Genomic DNA, 15,202 nt, shown 5'->3' on the forward strand with positions numbered 1-15,202 from the left:
ACGGGATACCGGACGCCCGCGCCGGAGGGACAATGGCCTCGATCCATGACAATCCACCTGCAGCCGTCCGCGCCGAGCTCGACGCGCTGCGCGCTGCCCTGGATGCCGAGATTCCGCCAAAGGCCACCAGCAACCTGCTGATCGCAACCTGGAATATCCGCTCGTTCGCCTCATTGACGCGCAAGTGGACCGCCACCGGTGATGACAGTCCCAAGCGCGACCTGCGCGGCTTGCGGGCGATCATTGAGATCCTCTCGCGGTTCGATGTGATTGCCATCCAGGAAGTAAAGGGTGACCTGCGCGCATTGCGGGATGCACTGGCATTCCTCGGTGAGGACTGGGCCTTCCTGATGACCGATGTAAATATCGGTGACGCGGGTAATGATGAGCGGCTGGTATTCCTGTTCCAGCGCTCACGGGTACGCCCTTCAGGACTGGCTGCGGAGATTGTCATCCCCCCAGAGCAGCTGCAAGACACCGGGCAGGAAGTGCTGCACGAGCAGTTCGTGCGCCCGCCATATGCCGTCAGTTTCCAGCGCCGCGACACCACCTTTATCCTGGTGACACTGCACGTGCTTTATGGTGACCGGGAGACAGACCGGCTGCCAGAACTCAGGGGCGTGGCAAACTGGATGGCCGACTGGGCGCGGCGCTCGAACCGCTTCCATCACAACCTGCTGACGCTCGGCGACTTCAACATAGACCGCCAGGGAAGTCCCGGGCACGATGTTTTTATCTCCTCCGGCCTGACCGTGCCGGACATCCTGATCAACCAACCCAGGACCATCTTCGATGATCCCGGGGATCCGGACGACGACGCTTTCTATGACCAGATTGCATGGTTTATCGTCGGCGACCAAGCCCTGCTGGACATGGAAGTGCGTAGCGGCGGCAGCTTTGACTTTATGCCCCACCTTTATGCCGGGCTGGGCCTGAGCCGCACATCGGTCTCCTACCGGATATCCGACCATTACCCATTATGGATCGAGTTCGGGATCTGAGTGATTGCCGGACCCGGTCGAAAGCCGCTGTTGCTGCAGCGGCACGGATAAAAGTCCCGGCCCATGTTATTCCGCGCGGTAGGGAAGCTTGCCCCTGAAGTTGCCCGCCGGCGCATAATTACAGGCGATATAGGTTTTGTACCACTTGCCCGACCGACACTGGTATGAACCACAGCCCACCGCCTTGGGCAGCCGGTTGCCGGCGCTGTCGAACACTTCCGTGGCATTCCAGACCAGCTGGGTGTAATGGCCCACTACCGGGCCGCGGCTGGTGAAGGGCCGGTAGCGGTACTGGTTGGCCTCGGACAGCCAGGAATCCACCGCCCGGCTGATGGCCCCTTCCCCCACCGGGAAAATATCCCCCCGGGTGGATGAGAATACGGCCAGGTTCTCACCAATGTGCCGGTAATGCGGGTTGCCGCCATTGGCGTGGAAATCCCGCACCCGGTTGCGGTTGTGCCTCATGGCGTCGCGCTCGCACATCTGCCGCGCCCAGTTAAATGCGGTGATGCCCAGGGCCCGGTCGTGCACCAGCATATCCACCGGTGGCAGGGGTTTGGGGCTGTTGGCCAGCCGGCCGCGATTCAGTTGCTTGCGCACCGCATTGTGTAGCCGCACCGCCGCGCAGGCGTCCCCGTCCAGGCAGAGCCCCGGGTGGCTGTCCGGTAGCGAGGAGGCGGGGCCGGCAACGGCGAGTTTGGCTCCTGGCATTACCAGCAGGGCCAGCAGCGACAGGCAGAAAATAAATGTACGTTTCATCGGTGTCCCGGGGTGGTGGTCTTCCCAAACCTTAGTGATGCGCTGCCACGCATTCAAGCGGAAAAAGGGCCGGGCGGCGGGGGTTCGCTATGCTTGTAGCGTTCATGCCGGGGAGGACACCACCGCGTGCTTCATGCCGTTTTCCGTTTCAGCATTCTTGCCAGCCTCTTCCTGGGCCAGCTCGCCAATGCGCAGGTCGCGGGGTCGGCGGACGGCAACTGGCAGCGTTCGGTGGTCGACCTGGGCAGGGCCAAGCTGGAAATTTTCCAGCAGGGCAGTGGCAGGCCGGTGCTGATGCATCCCTCCCTGGGTCGCCCGGCGCAGGACTTTATGCAGGTGGGCGAGAGCGTGGCGGCGGCGGGCTACCGGGTGGTCCTGGTCAACCCGCGGGGCATCGGCGGCAGCACCGGGCCAATGGATAACGTCAACCTGCAGGTGCTGGCGCGGGATCTCTGGGCCGTGGCCGACAGCCTGCAGCTCGACCGGGTGTTTATCGTCGGCCAGAATTTCGGTAACCGGGTGTCACGCGCGGCCTCGTGGCTGCAACCGCAACGGGTGACTGGCCTGGTATTGATGGCCGCCGGTGGCGAGATTGAGCCGGACCGGGCGGTATGGGAGGAATTCCAGAAGGTGTTCGATCCCGACCTGCCGCAGGAGCAGCACCTGCAGGCAGTGGCCGACTCTTTCTTCTCCCCCGGCAACGACCCCTCGCTGTGGAAGGATGGCTGGCATGGCGAAACCGCACAGAAACAGATGGAGGCCGCCCGGCAGACCGATTTCGAGCCCATCTACCTGGGCGGCACGGCACCGGGGCTGGTAATCCAGGGGCTGGACGACAGGATCGCGCCGCCGCAGAACGCCTGGAACCTGGTCCAGCGTCGCCCGGACACCCGCCTGGTGGCCTATCCCAATATGGGCCACGCGATGCTGCCCGAGCAGCCACAGGCGCTGGCCAACGCATTGATTGATTTCCTCGACAGCGTGGCAGCTCCGGACCAGTAGGGTCCTGCCCATGCACCAGCATGGGTCACCTGACAGAGAATTCATCCGCACTTTCCCCCGCCCCTGCCCCTACCCCGGATTCGGGCGGGCAATGCGCCGGCAGGGCGCTTGTATAATCGCGCCCCCTGGGCTAAAACGGCCCCCCGCAATTCCACCATTTCCATCGCAAGGCACCGAAACATGCGCTACCTGTTCGCCGTACTGGCACTGCTGGTATCCCTCGGCAGCACCGCTGCCGATAACCAGCGCCCGCAATTTACCTTCACCGCCATTCCCGACCAGAACGAGGCCGAGCTGGTGCGACGCTTCCAGCAGGTGGCCGATTACCTTTCCAAAGAACTGGATGTCGATGTGAAATACATGCCGGTAAAGAGCTACCCGGCGGCCATTACCGCGTTTCGCAACAACCAGGTGCAGCTGGCCTGGTTTGGCGGCCTGTCCGGTGTGCAGGCGCGGCGCGCCGTGCCCGGTTCCGAGGCCATTGCCCAGGGCTACGAGGACCAGTTCTTCAAGACCTACTTTATCGCCCACGCCAGCGCCGGCCTGCAACCAGCCGAAACCCTGTCCGACACCCTGCGCGGCAAGACCTTTACCTTCGGCTCCAAGGGCTCCACTTCCGGGCGCCTGATGCCCGAGTTCCACCTGCGCGAAACCTTTGGCGAGGCCCCCGGCGAGATTTTCTCGCGGGTGGGTTTCAGTGGTGACCACAGCCGTACCATTGCCCTGGTGCAGTCCGGTGCCTACCAGGTGGGCGCGGTGAATTACGCGGTGTGGGAAAAGGCCGTGGACAAGGGGGAAGTGAACCCGGACCAGGTATCGGTGATCTGGACCACGCCCGCCTATGCCGATTACCAGTGGACCGTGCGGGGTGATATCGACCGGCAACTGGGTGCCGGCTTCAAGCAGCGACTGACCCGTGCGCTGCTGAAACTCGAGGACGAATCGATCCTGCGGGCCTTCCCGCGCTCCCGCTTTGTCCCCGCGGATAACGACGTTTACCGGGCGATCGAGGAAACAGCCACCGCCATTGGCCTGCTCGACGACTTCTGATGCCGATTGCGATTGAGCTGCGCGACTGCGACCTGTCCTACCCGGCCCCGGACGCGGGCGGGCCGGAGCAGCTCGCCCTGCGCATCGGGCACCTGGCCATCCGCGAGGGGGACCGTATCGCCCTGTTGGGCAGGAGCGGCTCCGGCAAGAGCACCCTGCTGCGCCACCTGCGCAGCCAGCTCCCCGGCACCGCCAGCTGGTGCCCGCAGGAGACATCGCTGGTGCCGCAACTCAAGGCATTCCACAACATTTACGCCGGCGGCCTGGACCGCCACTCCGGGCTGGCCAACCTGAGGACGCTGTTCCTGCCGTCAGCAACGTGCAAGGCGGAGATCGGCGAGATCGCCGCCGCCCTGGGCATCGACGAGCTGCTCTGGCGCAAGACCGATGAACTGTCCGGCGGCCAGCAGCAACGCGTGGCCGTGGCCCGGGCCCTGTACCAGCAGAATCCCTTCCTGCTTGCCGATGAGCCGGTATCGGCACTGGATCGCCAGCAGGGTGAGCGGGTGCTCACGCACCTGCTGGGCCAGCACACCACCGCGGTGGTGGCCCTGCACCATGCGGACCTGGGACTGCGCACCTGCAACCGGGTGATCGGCCTGCAGGACCGGCGTATCCAGTTCGACCTGCCCGTGGAGCAGCTGGAAGAAAGCGCCCTGCGGCGGCTCTACCAGTGACCGCGGCGCTGCGCTTTTTCAGCCAGCGCCGCAGCCTGCGCCGGCTCAGTTTTTACTTCGCGGTATCGGCGCTGCTGTGCCTGGCACTGGCGGATATCGAGATCAGTGCGCCGGACCCGGGCCACGAACTGGGGCTGATGCTGGCGGGCCTGTTCAGCCCGCGCATTGCCGACCTGGACCAGTGGCTGGATGCCAGCCTGACCACCGTGGCGTTCGCGCTGCAGGGCGTGACACTGGCGGCGGCGCTGGGGCTGGTGCTGTCCGCGTTTTACCAGCGACCCTGGGCGCGGCGGCTGGCGGCGGGCCTGCGCTCGGTGCACGAGGTTTTCTGGGCGCTGATTTTTATCCAGGTGTTCGGCTTTTCTTCCCTGACCGGCGTGCTGGCCATCGCCCTGCCTTTCTGCGGCACCATCGCCAAGGTGTTCGGTGAGCAGCTGGAGGAAATCGACCAGCGTCCCGCCCGCGCGGTTTCCCCCGGTCGCGGCGGTATCAGCCATTTCTGTTATACCCGCCTGCCACTGGCCCTGCATGCCATGCGCAATTACACCGCCTACCGCATGGAATGCGCGATTCGCTCATCAGTGGTGCTGGGTTTCATCGGCCTGCCCACTATCGGCTTTCACCTGGAGACCGCATTGCGCACCGGTGAGTACAGCGCCGCCAGCGCCCTGCTGCTGACAGTGCTGGCGCTGGTGTACTCCCTGCGTTTCTGGTTCCGCGCCCGCTGGCTGCTGTTGCTGGTACCGGCTGCCTTTGTCGCCAGGCCGGTCACTGCGGAGTGGAGCGCTGCCAACCTGCTGCGTTTCCTGTGGGAGTGTGTGCCGGCGCCACTGCGCCAGGACTGGCCGCTGGAGAAAACCCAGCGCTGGCTGGGCTGGCTGGGTGAGCAGGTCCTGGCCGGCACCTGGAACACCGTGCTGCTGGCCCAGGTGGCGCTGGTGCTGACCGCCCTGTTCGCGCTACTGGCATCACCACTCAATTCCTCCCACTTTGTCAGCGGCTGGTCCCGCCGCGCCGGCGACAGCCTGCTGCTGGTACTGCGCTCGCTGCCGGAGTACCTGCTGAACTTTATTTTCCTGATTGTGCTGGGCCCCTCGATGCTGCCTGCGGCACTGGCCATGACGCTGCACAATGGCGCCATCATCGGTCACCTGCTGGGCCGGCACAGCGATGAAGTCCCGCCGCCACCCGTACCGGCGGGCCCGCTGGGCCGCTTCGCCTACTTCTACGTGCCCACCCTGTACCAGCGCTTCCTGGCCTACTGCTTTTACCGCTGGGAGATCATTATTCGGGAGACCGCCATGCTGGGTGTGCTGGGCATCCCCACCCTGGGGTTCTATATCGATTCGGCCTTCCAGTTTATGCGCTTCGACGTGGCCATCCTGCTGATCGGCGTCAATGCCGCGCTGATTCTCGGCGCCGACTGGCTGTCGCGCCGGCTGCGCCGGCAGTTCCTGCTGGCAGCGCCACTGGCGGGACCGGCATTGCCGGCAGAATCCGGCGCCTTCCGGAGGCCACTGCCAGGCGCCTGACTGCCCGGGACTGGTCTAACCTCAAGTTAAGGTGCGGTCCCGTGGCCACATCGAGGCAACAGGCGTAACCGGCAGCGGAGATTCCCCATGAACTGGTACCTGGCAGCCCTGCAAAAATATGCGGTATTCCGCGGCCGGGCCCGGCGCAAGGAATACTGGTACTTCGTGTTGTTCAATATCCTGATCAGCCTGGTGCTGGGCGCGGTCGACAGCGCCACCGGCATGTTCCACCCGGAAACCGGGCTGGGCACGGTGAGCGGCATCTACGCGCTGCTGGTGCTGGTCCCCTCCATCGCCGTCACGGTGCGCCGCCTGCACGATACCGGCCGCAGCGGCTGGTGGTTCCTGCTGGCGCTGATCCCCGTGCTGGGCACCATCGTGTTGCTGGTATTTATGCTGCTGGACAGCGAACCCGGCCGGAACGAGTACGGCACCAACCCGAAAACCGGCCTGCGGGACGTGCTGGAATAGGCGCCCGCGTACCACCCGCCGGCCCGGCACCGGATATCGCTCTCCGGCAAAGAAACTCCATCGGCATACTAACCGCTCAGCAGCCCATGCCCATGGGGCTCAGTTCGGGCTCACTATAGGGCCGTTTGTGCCGGTGATGCACAGCTCCTCCCATCAGGAATTACGGGCGCATTGCCGGTCGCCCCCGGGTCCCGGCAACGGAATTGATTACAGGTTTTCTACCGTCGCCTTGCGGAACTGCTGCGGCGTGACGGAGAAAAGTCGCTTGAACTTGCTGCAGAAGTGGGCGCTGTCACTGAACTCGCACTGGCAGGCAATATCGGCGATACGCAGCCGGGTATTCACCAGCAGGTAGACCGCGTGCTGCAGCTTGCGCTTGAGGAGAAAGTCCTGGTAGCGGAGGTTCAGGGTCTGGTGGAACAGCCGCGAGAAATGGCTGCGGGAAATACCGCAAAGTGCTGCCGCATCATCCAGCGGCAACGACAGCTGCTTGCTGTCCTTGAAGTGCTGCAGTACCGGTTCCAGCCGCCCCACCGCCGACGAGCGCCCAGCCAGGCCGGCGCCCCGGCTCGCCACCAGCTGTGACAGGTTGTGCACCAGCAACTGCATGACCCGGTTGCGCAGGGTTACCTGTGCCGGCCGCTCATTAATATCGCAACACCAGTCCAGCAGCATCGTCAGGCGCTCCAGCTCGCGGCCGTCCACCCGGTTCAGGAAGGGGGCAAACTTCTGCAGGTCGGCTTCCAGCTCCTGGCCCTCCAGCAGGGAGGGATCGAACTGCAGCAGGAAAAAATCCTGGTCGCCGCCCTCCATGTGCAACTCGTGCACCGTCAGCGAAGACAGGAACAGCACACTGCCGGACTCGATATCGAAGCGCTCGCCATCCAGCATGGCGTAACCCCGGGCGCGGACGAACACCATCACTTCCAGCAACATATGAAAATGCGGTGCAATTTCCAGCGGGTTGCCCTCGGGAAAGTGGTAGCGCGCCACCTTGACCGCCTGCCCCGCCGGCAGGTCGACGTTTTCGTACACCAGAGCGCTGTGCATCTTGATTCCCCGGATACGGTGTTATCAATATTTTTATATTTATTAAGGTTTTTCTTACAAGCTTGTGCAGTTCACATCAATATCATACTGCAAATAATGGTTTTGCACACGGGGATACCCATGCAGTCCCCACCACCGCCGGCCACCACCCACCGCATCCGCAACCCCATCCTGCCCGGCTTTAACCCGGACCCCGGCACCATCCGTGTAGGCGACGATTTTTATATCGCCACTCTACCCTCGAGTGGTTTCCGGGTGTTCGCATCCACCACTCCCGCGGCCTGGTCAACTGGCGCCTTGTGGGGGGAAGTGCTGACCCGACGGGAACAGGCAGACATGCGCGGCCGCGGAGCGGGCGATAAGCACGTCCACAATTTCACCTTCCGCCACCTGGGCCTGGAAGGCCGACGCCAGCCTCGGTGAGGGCCCCACTTGGGTTCCGGTCGAAAGAACCCGGTATCGGGTGGATATCATCGGACAGCGACTCTTTCGCTATATGCCGGCCACAGAGAGATGAGGAAGCTGGGTCACCAGTTCACTACCCTGGCACCGCGATAGGGTGGCGGCTTCGTCGGGACTTTGCGCAATGACATTACGCTGCTCGAACTCCCTGGCCGAGAGCGGTCCGGTGGGTTTCCCCGGCTCGGGGGAGGTAGTGAAGGTGCTGCCGCCGAGGGCGCTGGTAAAGCGGGGCACCACCTGCCTGCCCACCATGGGAGGGGGGCGCCAGAGTGGTACCCCGGGCAGCCCCCCGATCCTCAGCATCCCTCCCGAGGCAGCCATCGGCGGAGGCCTGGAGGAGCATCAGAGCTAGAGACTGACCAGGGTTGCCAGCGCTGTAATGGTGGTCGCGAGGCCCACCAGAATACAGTACAGGATACCCAGCACGCTGTATTTAAGCAGGGTCATGGCCCAGCCCTGTGCATACACCCGTTTTTGCATCAGCAGCAGGTACAGCGGCATCCACAGGGCCAGCAACATGCCAGCCCACCCCACGGCACCCCGCAGGACCCCCGGTGCCAGGGTATCCTCCACCTCGCTCAACAATTCAATCAGCAACAGCGCCAGGCACAGGAAGGCGTGGCTGTGGAGGGCGACTATCAGGTGCTCCATGTACAGGCGACGCTGGAAAACATAGAGCACCCACAGCATCAGGGAGAAAAGCGGCAACAGGACCAGCAGCATGGAGGGAATAGCCCCGATAAGAGCCTCCCGAAACAGGTTCGGGTCGTCACGGATTACCCGGGCATTTTCATCCACGCGTTGCAACCGCTCGCTCAGCCAGGCGTTCACCCCCGGACTGAAGTTTTTCACTTCAGTCCACTCGCTGCCATCGGGTGATCCAGGCTCTTCCGCGCTCGTCACCGCCTCGGATTCCACCGGAGCAGATTCTGTGGGCAACTCACCACCCAACTGTTCGATACGCCGGTCGGCCTGGCGTTCGACCTGCTTCCGTGCAGCTGCAAGACCATCATTCAGTACGCTCGGAACATTCTCCTGCTGGCCCTCGACGATGGCTTTGTCCAGCCCGGCAAGCGCCTCCCGGCGCAGCTCCTCGACTTCCGCCACCGTTTCCGCATCGGCAAAATCGCCCATCACTACCTTGTCGGGTACCAGCTCCGTACCCCAGTCAGTGGTCAGGCGCATCACGAAAAAGGTGGTCAGGCAGAGGAAGATAAACAATCGCACGGGGCTTACATAGCTTACCCGACGGCCCGCCAGGTACTCCCGGCTGAGATATCCCGGTCGCAATAACAGCGGCACCAGGGTGCGCCAGATGCGGGAGTCGAGCGCCAGTAGCGTATCGAACAGGTCGCCAATCACACTCGAGAAGTGCCGCACCAGCCCCTTGACCGGCTGTCCACACTGGTGGCAGTGCGGCCCCAGCAATTGCGTCTGGCAATTGGCACAGGCTCGCGGGTGGGAGGGGGTAGCGGTGTCTGTCACGGCTTCCCCGGTAACAACCGGCTCCCCCGCTGTGACGGTTTCAGTGTGCATCTCAGTGATTTCCGTTTTTTATTATTGGGTTGCTCCGGCGCCGGCCGGCCCCGCCCATCAGCGTGGCCGGCCGATTATGTCAGCAGTCCTGCAGGAAACGCGCGATGGTGCGCAGGCCGTGCCCCTTCGCCCCCTGGGCCCACTGGTCGTTGCCGGATGGCAGGTAGGAGCCGGACAGGTCCATATGCACCCAGTTGCGGCCGGTATCACGCACAAAGCGGGCCAGGAATGCCGCGGCAGTGGAGGCTCCGGGACTGCCTTCCACGCCCACATTGGCAATCTCCGCAAAACCGGAGGGGATCTGCTCCAGGTGGAAGCTGTCCAGCGGCAGGCGCCAGGCCTTCTCGTATTCTGCGGCGGCGGCGTCCAGCACCCGCTGGGCGGTGTCATCCTCAAAGCTCATGACAGAATTGTAATCGCGGCCCACCGCCATCTTGGCGGCACCGGTCAGCGTGGCGGCATCAAGGATCCAGCGGGGCTCCTCTTCCGAGGCGGCAATCAGGCCATCCGCCAGCACCAATCGGCCCTCCGCATCGGTGTTGAGGATTTCCACCGTCACACCGTTCTTGTAGCGGATGATATCGCCAAGCTTGTAGGCATGACCGGAAATCAGGTTTTCCGCGCAGCACAGGTACAGTTTGACACGCTTTTTCAGCCCGCGCGCAATCGCCAGCGCGAGGCCACCGCTGACCATGGCTGCACCACCCATATCGGATTTCATCGCCGCCATATTGTTCGACGGTTTGATGCTGTAGCCACCGGAGTCGAAGGTAATCCCCTTGCCCACCAGGCAGATATCCACCGGCGCCTCGGGGTCACCGCCCGGGTTGTAGTCCAGCTGCAGCATGGCCGGCTCGCGTACGCTGCCGCGGCCCACATTGTGGATACCGGCAAACCCCTGTTCGAGCAGGGAATCCCCGGCAATGATCTGGTAACTGATCGCATCCGGCGCGAGCTTCTGCAGCATGTTGGCCGCACTCTCCGCCAGTACCCGCGGGGAGATATCCTCCGGCGTGCCGTTGGTCACCTCCCGTACCCAGCGCGCCGCGGCCTCCCGGGCCTGCAATTCCTTCAGCTGGCGACCGGAAGACAGGCCCCAGTCCAGCTGGTTGTCCTTCAGCGGGTTGTAGTAACCGGCCCAGAATGCCCAGCGACTTTCCAGGTCCCAGCCGTCCCCGGCCAGCTCCACGGCCGGTACACCCATGCCATCGAGCCGTCGCGCAGCCCGCTGCGCCGCAACATTGCCGTCACCGTTGGCACCTGGCGTGTGTACCGTGGCCACGGCGCCGGAGAAACTCAGCAGTGCCTTGTCACCCCATGCTTCTGCCGCGGAGTTCTGTTCCAGCTTGACCTGCATTGCTTTCGTCATAGTCCACCTTGTTGTGAATTGGCTTACAGTTTGTTCCATCGATTTGCGCAATATTCTAACAGGCGCAGGCGGCGATACCTGCCTGCTCGGTCGCGAGCCGCCCATGGGTCGGCGCTCAGTACCTGTTTCCGCCGCCGCAACAGATTCCGGGAATTCATTATGGCAGCCGCCTGCAATTACCATCCGGCCAACCGGGCCACCCATAACTGCGAACGCTGTATACGGGGGTTTTGCATGGCCTGCTTTCCCGCTGCCGCAGCCGATCCTCAACAGTGGCGGGAACGATCGCTGCGCTGCCCACTGTGCCGCAAGCCCCTTACCCCCCGCGCCCCGGTTGGCCTGCACCGCTGGCTGAGTGTTCTCGCTCCACTGCGCCACCCGCTGCCCCTGGCCCTGCTGGCGCTTGCAGCGTCCGCAAGTTTTTTCCTCCCCTCCGGCCCACGGTGGCAGGTCCCGGCAGTCTGGGGCGTAACGGTTACCCTCATCGTACTATTTATCCTCGCACGGCGACGCAGGCCGGCAGCCAGCGTAACCGCGGTAACACCACGCACCGAACGGCGCAGGAGCCCCGCAACACCCGAAGACACTGACCGCGACAGTGCTCTGGCCCGGGCCAGGATCCTGACCGTCGAGGGGGATTACAATGGCGCCCGACGTGTGCTGATGGATGCCTTGCGCCGGTACACCGGCGATCCGGAACTCAACGAGCGCTACTACCGGCTGCTGCTGGTTTCAAAGGATACCCGGTCCCTGCGGGAACTGGCCCCGCACCTGCTGGAAAAGCTCGTGCGGCTCAATCGCACCCACAAAGCGGCCAGGTTTTACCTGGCCACGACACCCCGCCCGATTATTGACAAGTCACACCTGCGCCACGCCCTGGCCGAGGCCCTGTTCCGCCAGCGCAAGTTTGTAGAGGCGGCACACCTGCTCAGAAACCTGCACCGCGAGGACAGCCACTACCGGCAACTGGAGGCGGCCTACCTGCTATTGGCACGCATTTACCTGGAGGGGCTCAAGCGCCCGGATGATGCTGCGCGGCTGTTGCTTTACCTGCGGCGGGAATTCCCGCGCGGTCGCCTGGCTCGCCAGGTCCAGGCACTGCAGCAGCGCGTGGCAAACACCCGACAGCCGGCCTGACGCCTTTTCTTACCCATATCCATAATGCGAGGCCCGAGGTGGTGTAATCCGGTGAAATTGCAGGCGTTTCAACGGACCGTTTACACTTGCGCCAATTAAAAGGAATTTCTGCCAGATTCAGGGAAGGCACAATGGCGCAATCCTGCGATTACCACCGCCGCTCGACTGCCGAATGGCACTGCGCGTCCTGCGCGAAAGATTTCTGCCGCGGCTGTATACCGGGCGCCGCTGCCAACTACCACAACGGCCAGCCCGAGTGCCCGCTTTGCCGCAAACCGCTGGAATACACAGGTGCCTGCAATAATGCCCGGCCCTTCTGGCAGATGGGCCCCTTTTTCTTCCGCTATGCCCTGCAACCCGGCCCCCTCACCGTTGTCGCCCTCAGTGCCCTGGCGAGCCTGCTGATTTCCGGCCTGAACCTGCTGTCCCTGGCGATGCTGGTGGGCGCCATGGCCCTGGTGACCCGCTACAACCTGCTGGTAATCGAGACCCTGGCCCGGGGTCGCATGAAGGCCCCGGCGCTGGGTGAAGCCCTGGATGGGCGCAGCGCCGTATTGTTCCTGAAGGTGATCGCGATGATGCTGGTGGCCGGCTTTGTCGGCTACAAGTTGATACCGCTGGGGGAACGGGCGCTACAGCTGTACTCGATCGCTCTGTCCCTGCTGGCGCCAGCCGCCATGATCATCCTCGCGGTGGAAGGCAGCCTGCGCGCAGCCATCAATCCGTTGAAGCTGTTTTATTTCACGGTGGTCATAGGCTGGCCCTACTGGCTGTTGTGGCTCACCACCGGTGCCGTGTCTTCGGCGCCGGGGTACCTGATCCTGGCAATCGGCGACGAACTGCCGCGCTGGGCCATCATGCCGGTCATCGCCGCCAGTACCGGCTATTTCTATATTGTCACCAGCGCCATGATGGGCTACATCTGCCTGACGCGACAGCGGCAACTGGGTATCAGCCCGGACCTGGAAGACGATGCAGAGCTGATGGACGAGGCAGAATTCGAGCGGGCGAGGACGCTGGCAGAAACCCACATCCTGCTCAGTGAAGGGGATTATTCAGGGGCGCGCCAGGCGCTGGTGCAGACACTGCGGCGTTACAGTGAGGACCCAGCCCTCAACGAGCGCTACTACCGGCTGCTACTTGCCCAGCGCGATACCGGGGCCCTGCGGGAACTGGCGCCCCACCTGCTGGAGAAGTTCGTCCGCCTGGACCGGGCGTACAAGGCAGCAGAACTGTACATGGCAACTGACCCGGTGCCTGTCATCGACAACTCGCGGCTTCGCCACGCCCTGGCCGATGCGCTCTACCGGCAACAGAAATTCCGCCCGGCGGCGCAGCTGCTGAACAACCTGCATCGCGACGACCCCGCTTACGGCGCACTCGACGCTGCCTACCTGTTACTCGCCAGGGTCTATATCGACGGGTTCAACCGCGAGGACACGGCGCGCAAGCTGCTCAGTTTCCTGCGCAAGAACTTCCCGGACAGCCAGTTGCGCGATGAGATCAGTACCCTGCAGGGAATCCTGGCCGGCTGATCAGTCCGGCGCTCCGGCGGTCTGTGTCAGCCGCAGGATTTCCCGCGCCCGCACTTCCTCCCCCAGTCGCCGGTAGTGCTCCACCAGCGCCATTCCCAGCCGTGGCAGCAGCGGGTGCTGTACCTGCTGCTGGTTGAGGCGGTGGAGCAGGTCCTCGAGCCAGCCCCAGTTGCGATCGCGGGCGGCCCGGCGGGCCAGCAACAGACAGGCGCGGCCGGTCAGAGCCCGCGGTTGTGCAGTCAGGTCCAGGTAGCGGTAGTAGTTGGCTGCGAGCGTATGCCCGTCTACAGCGGCATCGTCAGCCAGCCCGAACAGGGCCAGATTGGCGCGGTGGAAACCCTCGCTGTCCGGCGCGACGGCATTGAGGCTGATCGCGAGTTCAATCAGCGGCACGGAGCGGGGGAATGACCCCAGCGCGGCCAGCGATGCCCGGGCCGCCTCGCCCAGCCGCCCCTCTTCGTGCAGGTGACCGATACGCTCCAGGGCGTGGTGTTCACCGGAGGGCAGCTCTCCCTCGTCGGTCGCGCCCTCCACAGGCAGTGCGTGAACCCCGCCGCGGTAGGCGACATAGGCCAGCGCGGCGATGAAACCGGCCACCAGGCCGCCGAAATGCGCCCAGTAGGCAATGCCCGCATCGCCGTAGAAGTAGCCGAATACTTCCTTGCCCAGCCACAGCGGCAGGACCAGTAACGCCGGCGCGCTGAATTCGCCGAACAGGAACCCCACCGTGTAAAAGAAGCGCAGCCGCCGCACACCGTAGACAGCCACGAACATCCCCATCACCGCGGATACGGCACCGGATGCCCCCACCATCGGCACCGCACTGCCGACCTCCACTGCCATATGCAGTCCGGCCGCGGCCAGCCCACCGAGCAGGTAGAAGGCGGCAAACCAGATTCCGCCGAGGGCCAGCTCCACCGACAGCCCGAATAACAGCAGGAACAGCATATTGCCGATCAGGTGGTCCCAGCTGCCGTGCAGGAACATATGCCCCAGCAGGCCTTTGGCGTCGGGATCCGCCGGCACCAGCCCCAGTGCCAGCGTGCTCACCCGGTCCCGCAACCCGGCAAAGTGCTGCCGCTGGGCAAGCCATTCCGTTTCGCCCTCACTGCGTAACTGGGGCAGCAACCACTGGTGGAACTCGACATTCCACAGCAGCTCGCGGTACACGAAATCCTCCCCCATGGCGTCCATCTGCATGCGCCACTCGGGGTGCTCTTCATTCACGTAGATCAGGAACCGCTGCTCCTCGAGGACCGGCAGGTCACTGGAGAAATAGTAATTCTCGGCTTTCTGCCAGCGCTCCTCATCCCCACCCTGGTAGAAAACGAACATCAGCAGGTTGATCGCGATCAGCACAAAGCACATCAGCGGGGGCCGGCGCCAGTCGGGCTTGTTCTGGACAGGGATAATCAGCAATGGGATGTCCTTGCAGGTCGCGTCATGGTGCCAGCACCGGGTATGGATGGAAGGCCGGGCGCAGAACGCTGTTCCTTCTTTCTTTTTCCATGCGCAAAAATGTCTTATCGGGCACCGATCGTCAAATTGCTTTCGGGACTCCGGGGGAAATGTGGGTCATGCCGGTGCAATGCCCACATGTTGCGTCATATTCGACCTTACC

General features: G+C 63.7%; 15 protein-coding genes. 10 read left to right on the forward strand and 5 right to left on the reverse strand.

Annotation, left to right across the window (positions count from 1 at the left end; genetic code table 11):
• Positions 1-32: 32 nt before the first annotated feature.
• Positions 33-1,001 carry an endonuclease/exonuclease/phosphatase family protein gene (locus ACH6CX_RS11160; protein ID WP_396675422.1) on the forward strand — a complete coding sequence of 323 codons (969 nt, stop codon included), beginning with the start codon at positions 33-35 and terminating at the stop codon, positions 999-1,001.
• A 66-nt stretch (positions 1,002-1,067) separates the two neighbouring features.
• On the opposite strand, the gene ACH6CX_RS11165 is transcribed toward ACH6CX_RS11160, so the two are convergent.
• Positions 1,068-1,760, reverse strand: coding sequence for a CAP domain-containing protein (locus tag ACH6CX_RS11165; protein ID WP_232940786.1), 693 nt, complete (start codon positions 1,758-1,760; stop codon positions 1,068-1,070).
• Positions 1,761-1,886: 126 nt separating this feature from the next.
• On the opposite strand from ACH6CX_RS11165, the gene ACH6CX_RS11170 reads away from it, so the two are divergent.
• From ACH6CX_RS11170 to ACH6CX_RS11190, 5 genes are all read left to right on the forward strand, one after another.
• Positions 1,887-2,762 carry an alpha/beta fold hydrolase gene (locus tag ACH6CX_RS11170; RefSeq protein ID WP_396675423.1) on the forward strand — a complete coding sequence of 292 codons (876 nt, stop codon included), beginning with the start codon at positions 1,887-1,889 and terminating at the stop codon, positions 2,760-2,762.
• 180 nt (positions 2,763-2,942) lie between these two features.
• Positions 2,943-3,812, forward strand: a complete 870-nt coding sequence (locus tag ACH6CX_RS11175; protein WP_232940784.1) for a putative selenate ABC transporter substrate-binding protein — start codon at positions 2,943-2,945, stop codon at positions 3,810-3,812.
• Complete coding sequence (locus ACH6CX_RS11180) at positions 3,812-4,489, forward strand: ATP-binding cassette domain-containing protein (RefSeq protein ID WP_396675424.1); 678 nt, start codon at positions 3,812-3,814, stop codon at positions 4,487-4,489. Before ACH6CX_RS11175 ends, ACH6CX_RS11180 begins: the two co-directional genes overlap by 1 nt.
• Positions 4,486-6,021, forward strand: a complete 1,536-nt coding sequence (locus tag ACH6CX_RS11185) for an ABC transporter permease (RefSeq protein ID WP_237064213.1) — start codon at positions 4,486-4,488, stop codon at positions 6,019-6,021. The genes ACH6CX_RS11180 and ACH6CX_RS11185 overlap by 4 nt, the downstream gene beginning before the upstream one ends.
• An 87-nt stretch (positions 6,022-6,108) precedes the next feature.
• Complete coding sequence (locus ACH6CX_RS11190; protein ID WP_232940781.1) at positions 6,109-6,492, forward strand: DUF805 domain-containing protein; 384 nt, start codon at positions 6,109-6,111, stop codon at positions 6,490-6,492.
• A 207-nt stretch (positions 6,493-6,699) separates the two neighbouring features.
• On the opposite strand, the gene ACH6CX_RS11195 is transcribed toward ACH6CX_RS11190, so the two are convergent.
• Complete coding sequence (locus ACH6CX_RS11195) at positions 6,700-7,542, reverse strand: helix-turn-helix domain-containing protein (RefSeq protein WP_396675425.1); 843 nt, start codon at positions 7,540-7,542, stop codon at positions 6,700-6,702.
• A 120-nt stretch (positions 7,543-7,662) separates the two neighbouring features.
• On the opposite strand from ACH6CX_RS11195, the gene ACH6CX_RS11200 reads away from it, so the two are divergent.
• Positions 7,663-7,965 (forward strand): family 43 glycosylhydrolase, encoded by a 303-nt coding sequence (locus ACH6CX_RS11200; RefSeq protein ID WP_232940779.1) that lies wholly within the window; start codon positions 7,663-7,665, stop codon positions 7,963-7,965.
• 163 nt (positions 7,966-8,128) lie between these two features.
• Positions 8,129-8,356, forward strand: a complete 228-nt coding sequence (locus ACH6CX_RS11205) for a dihydroxy-acid dehydratase (protein ID WP_396675426.1) — start codon at positions 8,129-8,131, stop codon at positions 8,354-8,356.
• On the opposite strand, the gene ACH6CX_RS11210 is transcribed toward ACH6CX_RS11205, so the two are convergent.
• Positions 8,353-9,540, reverse strand: coding sequence for a DUF3667 domain-containing protein (locus ACH6CX_RS11210; protein ID WP_396675427.1), 1,188 nt, complete (start codon positions 9,538-9,540; stop codon positions 8,353-8,355). The two genes, ACH6CX_RS11205 and ACH6CX_RS11210, sit on opposite strands and share 4 nt — an antisense overlap.
• Before the next feature lie 79 nt (positions 9,541-9,619).
• A complete protein-coding gene (gene pepB / locus ACH6CX_RS11215; protein ID WP_396675428.1) occupies positions 9,620-10,909 on the reverse strand; it encodes an aminopeptidase PepB in 1,290 nt (429 codons plus the stop codon).
• A 234-nt stretch (positions 10,910-11,143) separates the two neighbouring features.
• Between pepB and ACH6CX_RS11220 the strand changes: the two genes are divergently transcribed.
• Positions 11,144-12,046: a tol-pal system YbgF family protein gene (locus ACH6CX_RS11220; RefSeq protein WP_396675429.1), complete on the forward strand. Its 903-nt coding sequence runs from the start codon at positions 11,144-11,146 to the stop codon at positions 12,044-12,046.
• A gap of 131 nt (positions 12,047-12,177) precedes the next feature.
• A complete protein-coding gene (locus ACH6CX_RS11225) occupies positions 12,178-13,581 on the forward strand; it encodes a hypothetical protein (protein ID WP_237064203.1) in 1,404 nt (467 codons plus the stop codon).
• Here ACH6CX_RS11225 and ACH6CX_RS11230 read toward each other — a convergent pair whose 3' ends face one another.
• Entirely contained in the window at positions 13,582-15,000 is a 1,419-nt protein-coding gene (locus tag ACH6CX_RS11230) for a rhomboid family intramembrane serine protease (RefSeq protein WP_396675430.1), read from the reverse strand.
• Between the last annotated feature and the right edge of the window lie 202 nt (positions 15,001-15,202).

It is taken from the genome of Microbulbifer sp. JSM ZJ756 (assembly GCF_044383805.1).
Lineage (GTDB): Bacteria > Pseudomonadota > Gammaproteobacteria > Pseudomonadales > Cellvibrionaceae > Microbulbifer > Microbulbifer zhoushanensis.

What these genes read in the sequence shown, in the direction of transcription:
- ACH6CX_RS11160 (WP_396675422.1), top strand. Translation starts at nt 33, where the DNA reads ATGGCCTCGATCCATGACAATCCACCTGCAGCCGTCCGCGCCGAGCTC.
- ACH6CX_RS11205 (WP_396675426.1), top strand. Translation starts at nt 8,129, where the DNA reads ATGACATTACGCTGCTCGAACTCCCTGGCCGAGAGCGGTCCGGTGGGT.
- ACH6CX_RS11190 (WP_232940781.1), top strand. Translation starts at nt 6,109, where the DNA reads ATGAACTGGTACCTGGCAGCCCTGCAAAAATATGCGGTATTCCGCGGC.
- ACH6CX_RS11210 (WP_396675427.1), bottom strand. Translation starts at nt 9,540, where the DNA reads ATGCACACTGAAACCGTCACAGCGGGGGAGCCGGTTGTTACCGGGGAA.
- ACH6CX_RS11175 (WP_232940784.1), top strand. Translation starts at nt 2,943, where the DNA reads ATGCGCTACCTGTTCGCCGTACTGGCACTGCTGGTATCCCTCGGCAGC.
- ACH6CX_RS11200 (WP_232940779.1), top strand. Translation starts at nt 7,663, where the DNA reads ATGCAGTCCCCACCACCGCCGGCCACCACCCACCGCATCCGCAACCCC.
- ACH6CX_RS11165 (WP_232940786.1), bottom strand. Translation starts at nt 1,760, where the DNA reads ATGAAACGTACATTTATTTTCTGCCTGTCGCTGCTGGCCCTGCTGGTA.
- ACH6CX_RS11225 (WP_237064203.1), top strand. Translation starts at nt 12,178, where the DNA reads ATGGCGCAATCCTGCGATTACCACCGCCGCTCGACTGCCGAATGGCAC.
- ACH6CX_RS11220 (WP_396675429.1), top strand. Translation starts at nt 11,144, where the DNA reads ATGGCCTGCTTTCCCGCTGCCGCAGCCGATCCTCAACAGTGGCGGGAA.
- ACH6CX_RS11180 (WP_396675424.1), top strand. Translation starts at nt 3,812, where the DNA reads ATGCCGATTGCGATTGAGCTGCGCGACTGCGACCTGTCCTACCCGGCC.
- pepB (WP_396675428.1), bottom strand. Translation starts at nt 10,909, where the DNA reads ATGACGAAAGCAATGCAGGTCAAGCTGGAACAGAACTCCGCGGCAGAA.
- ACH6CX_RS11195 (WP_396675425.1), bottom strand. Translation starts at nt 7,542, where the DNA reads ATGCACAGCGCTCTGGTGTACGAAAACGTCGACCTGCCGGCGGGGCAG.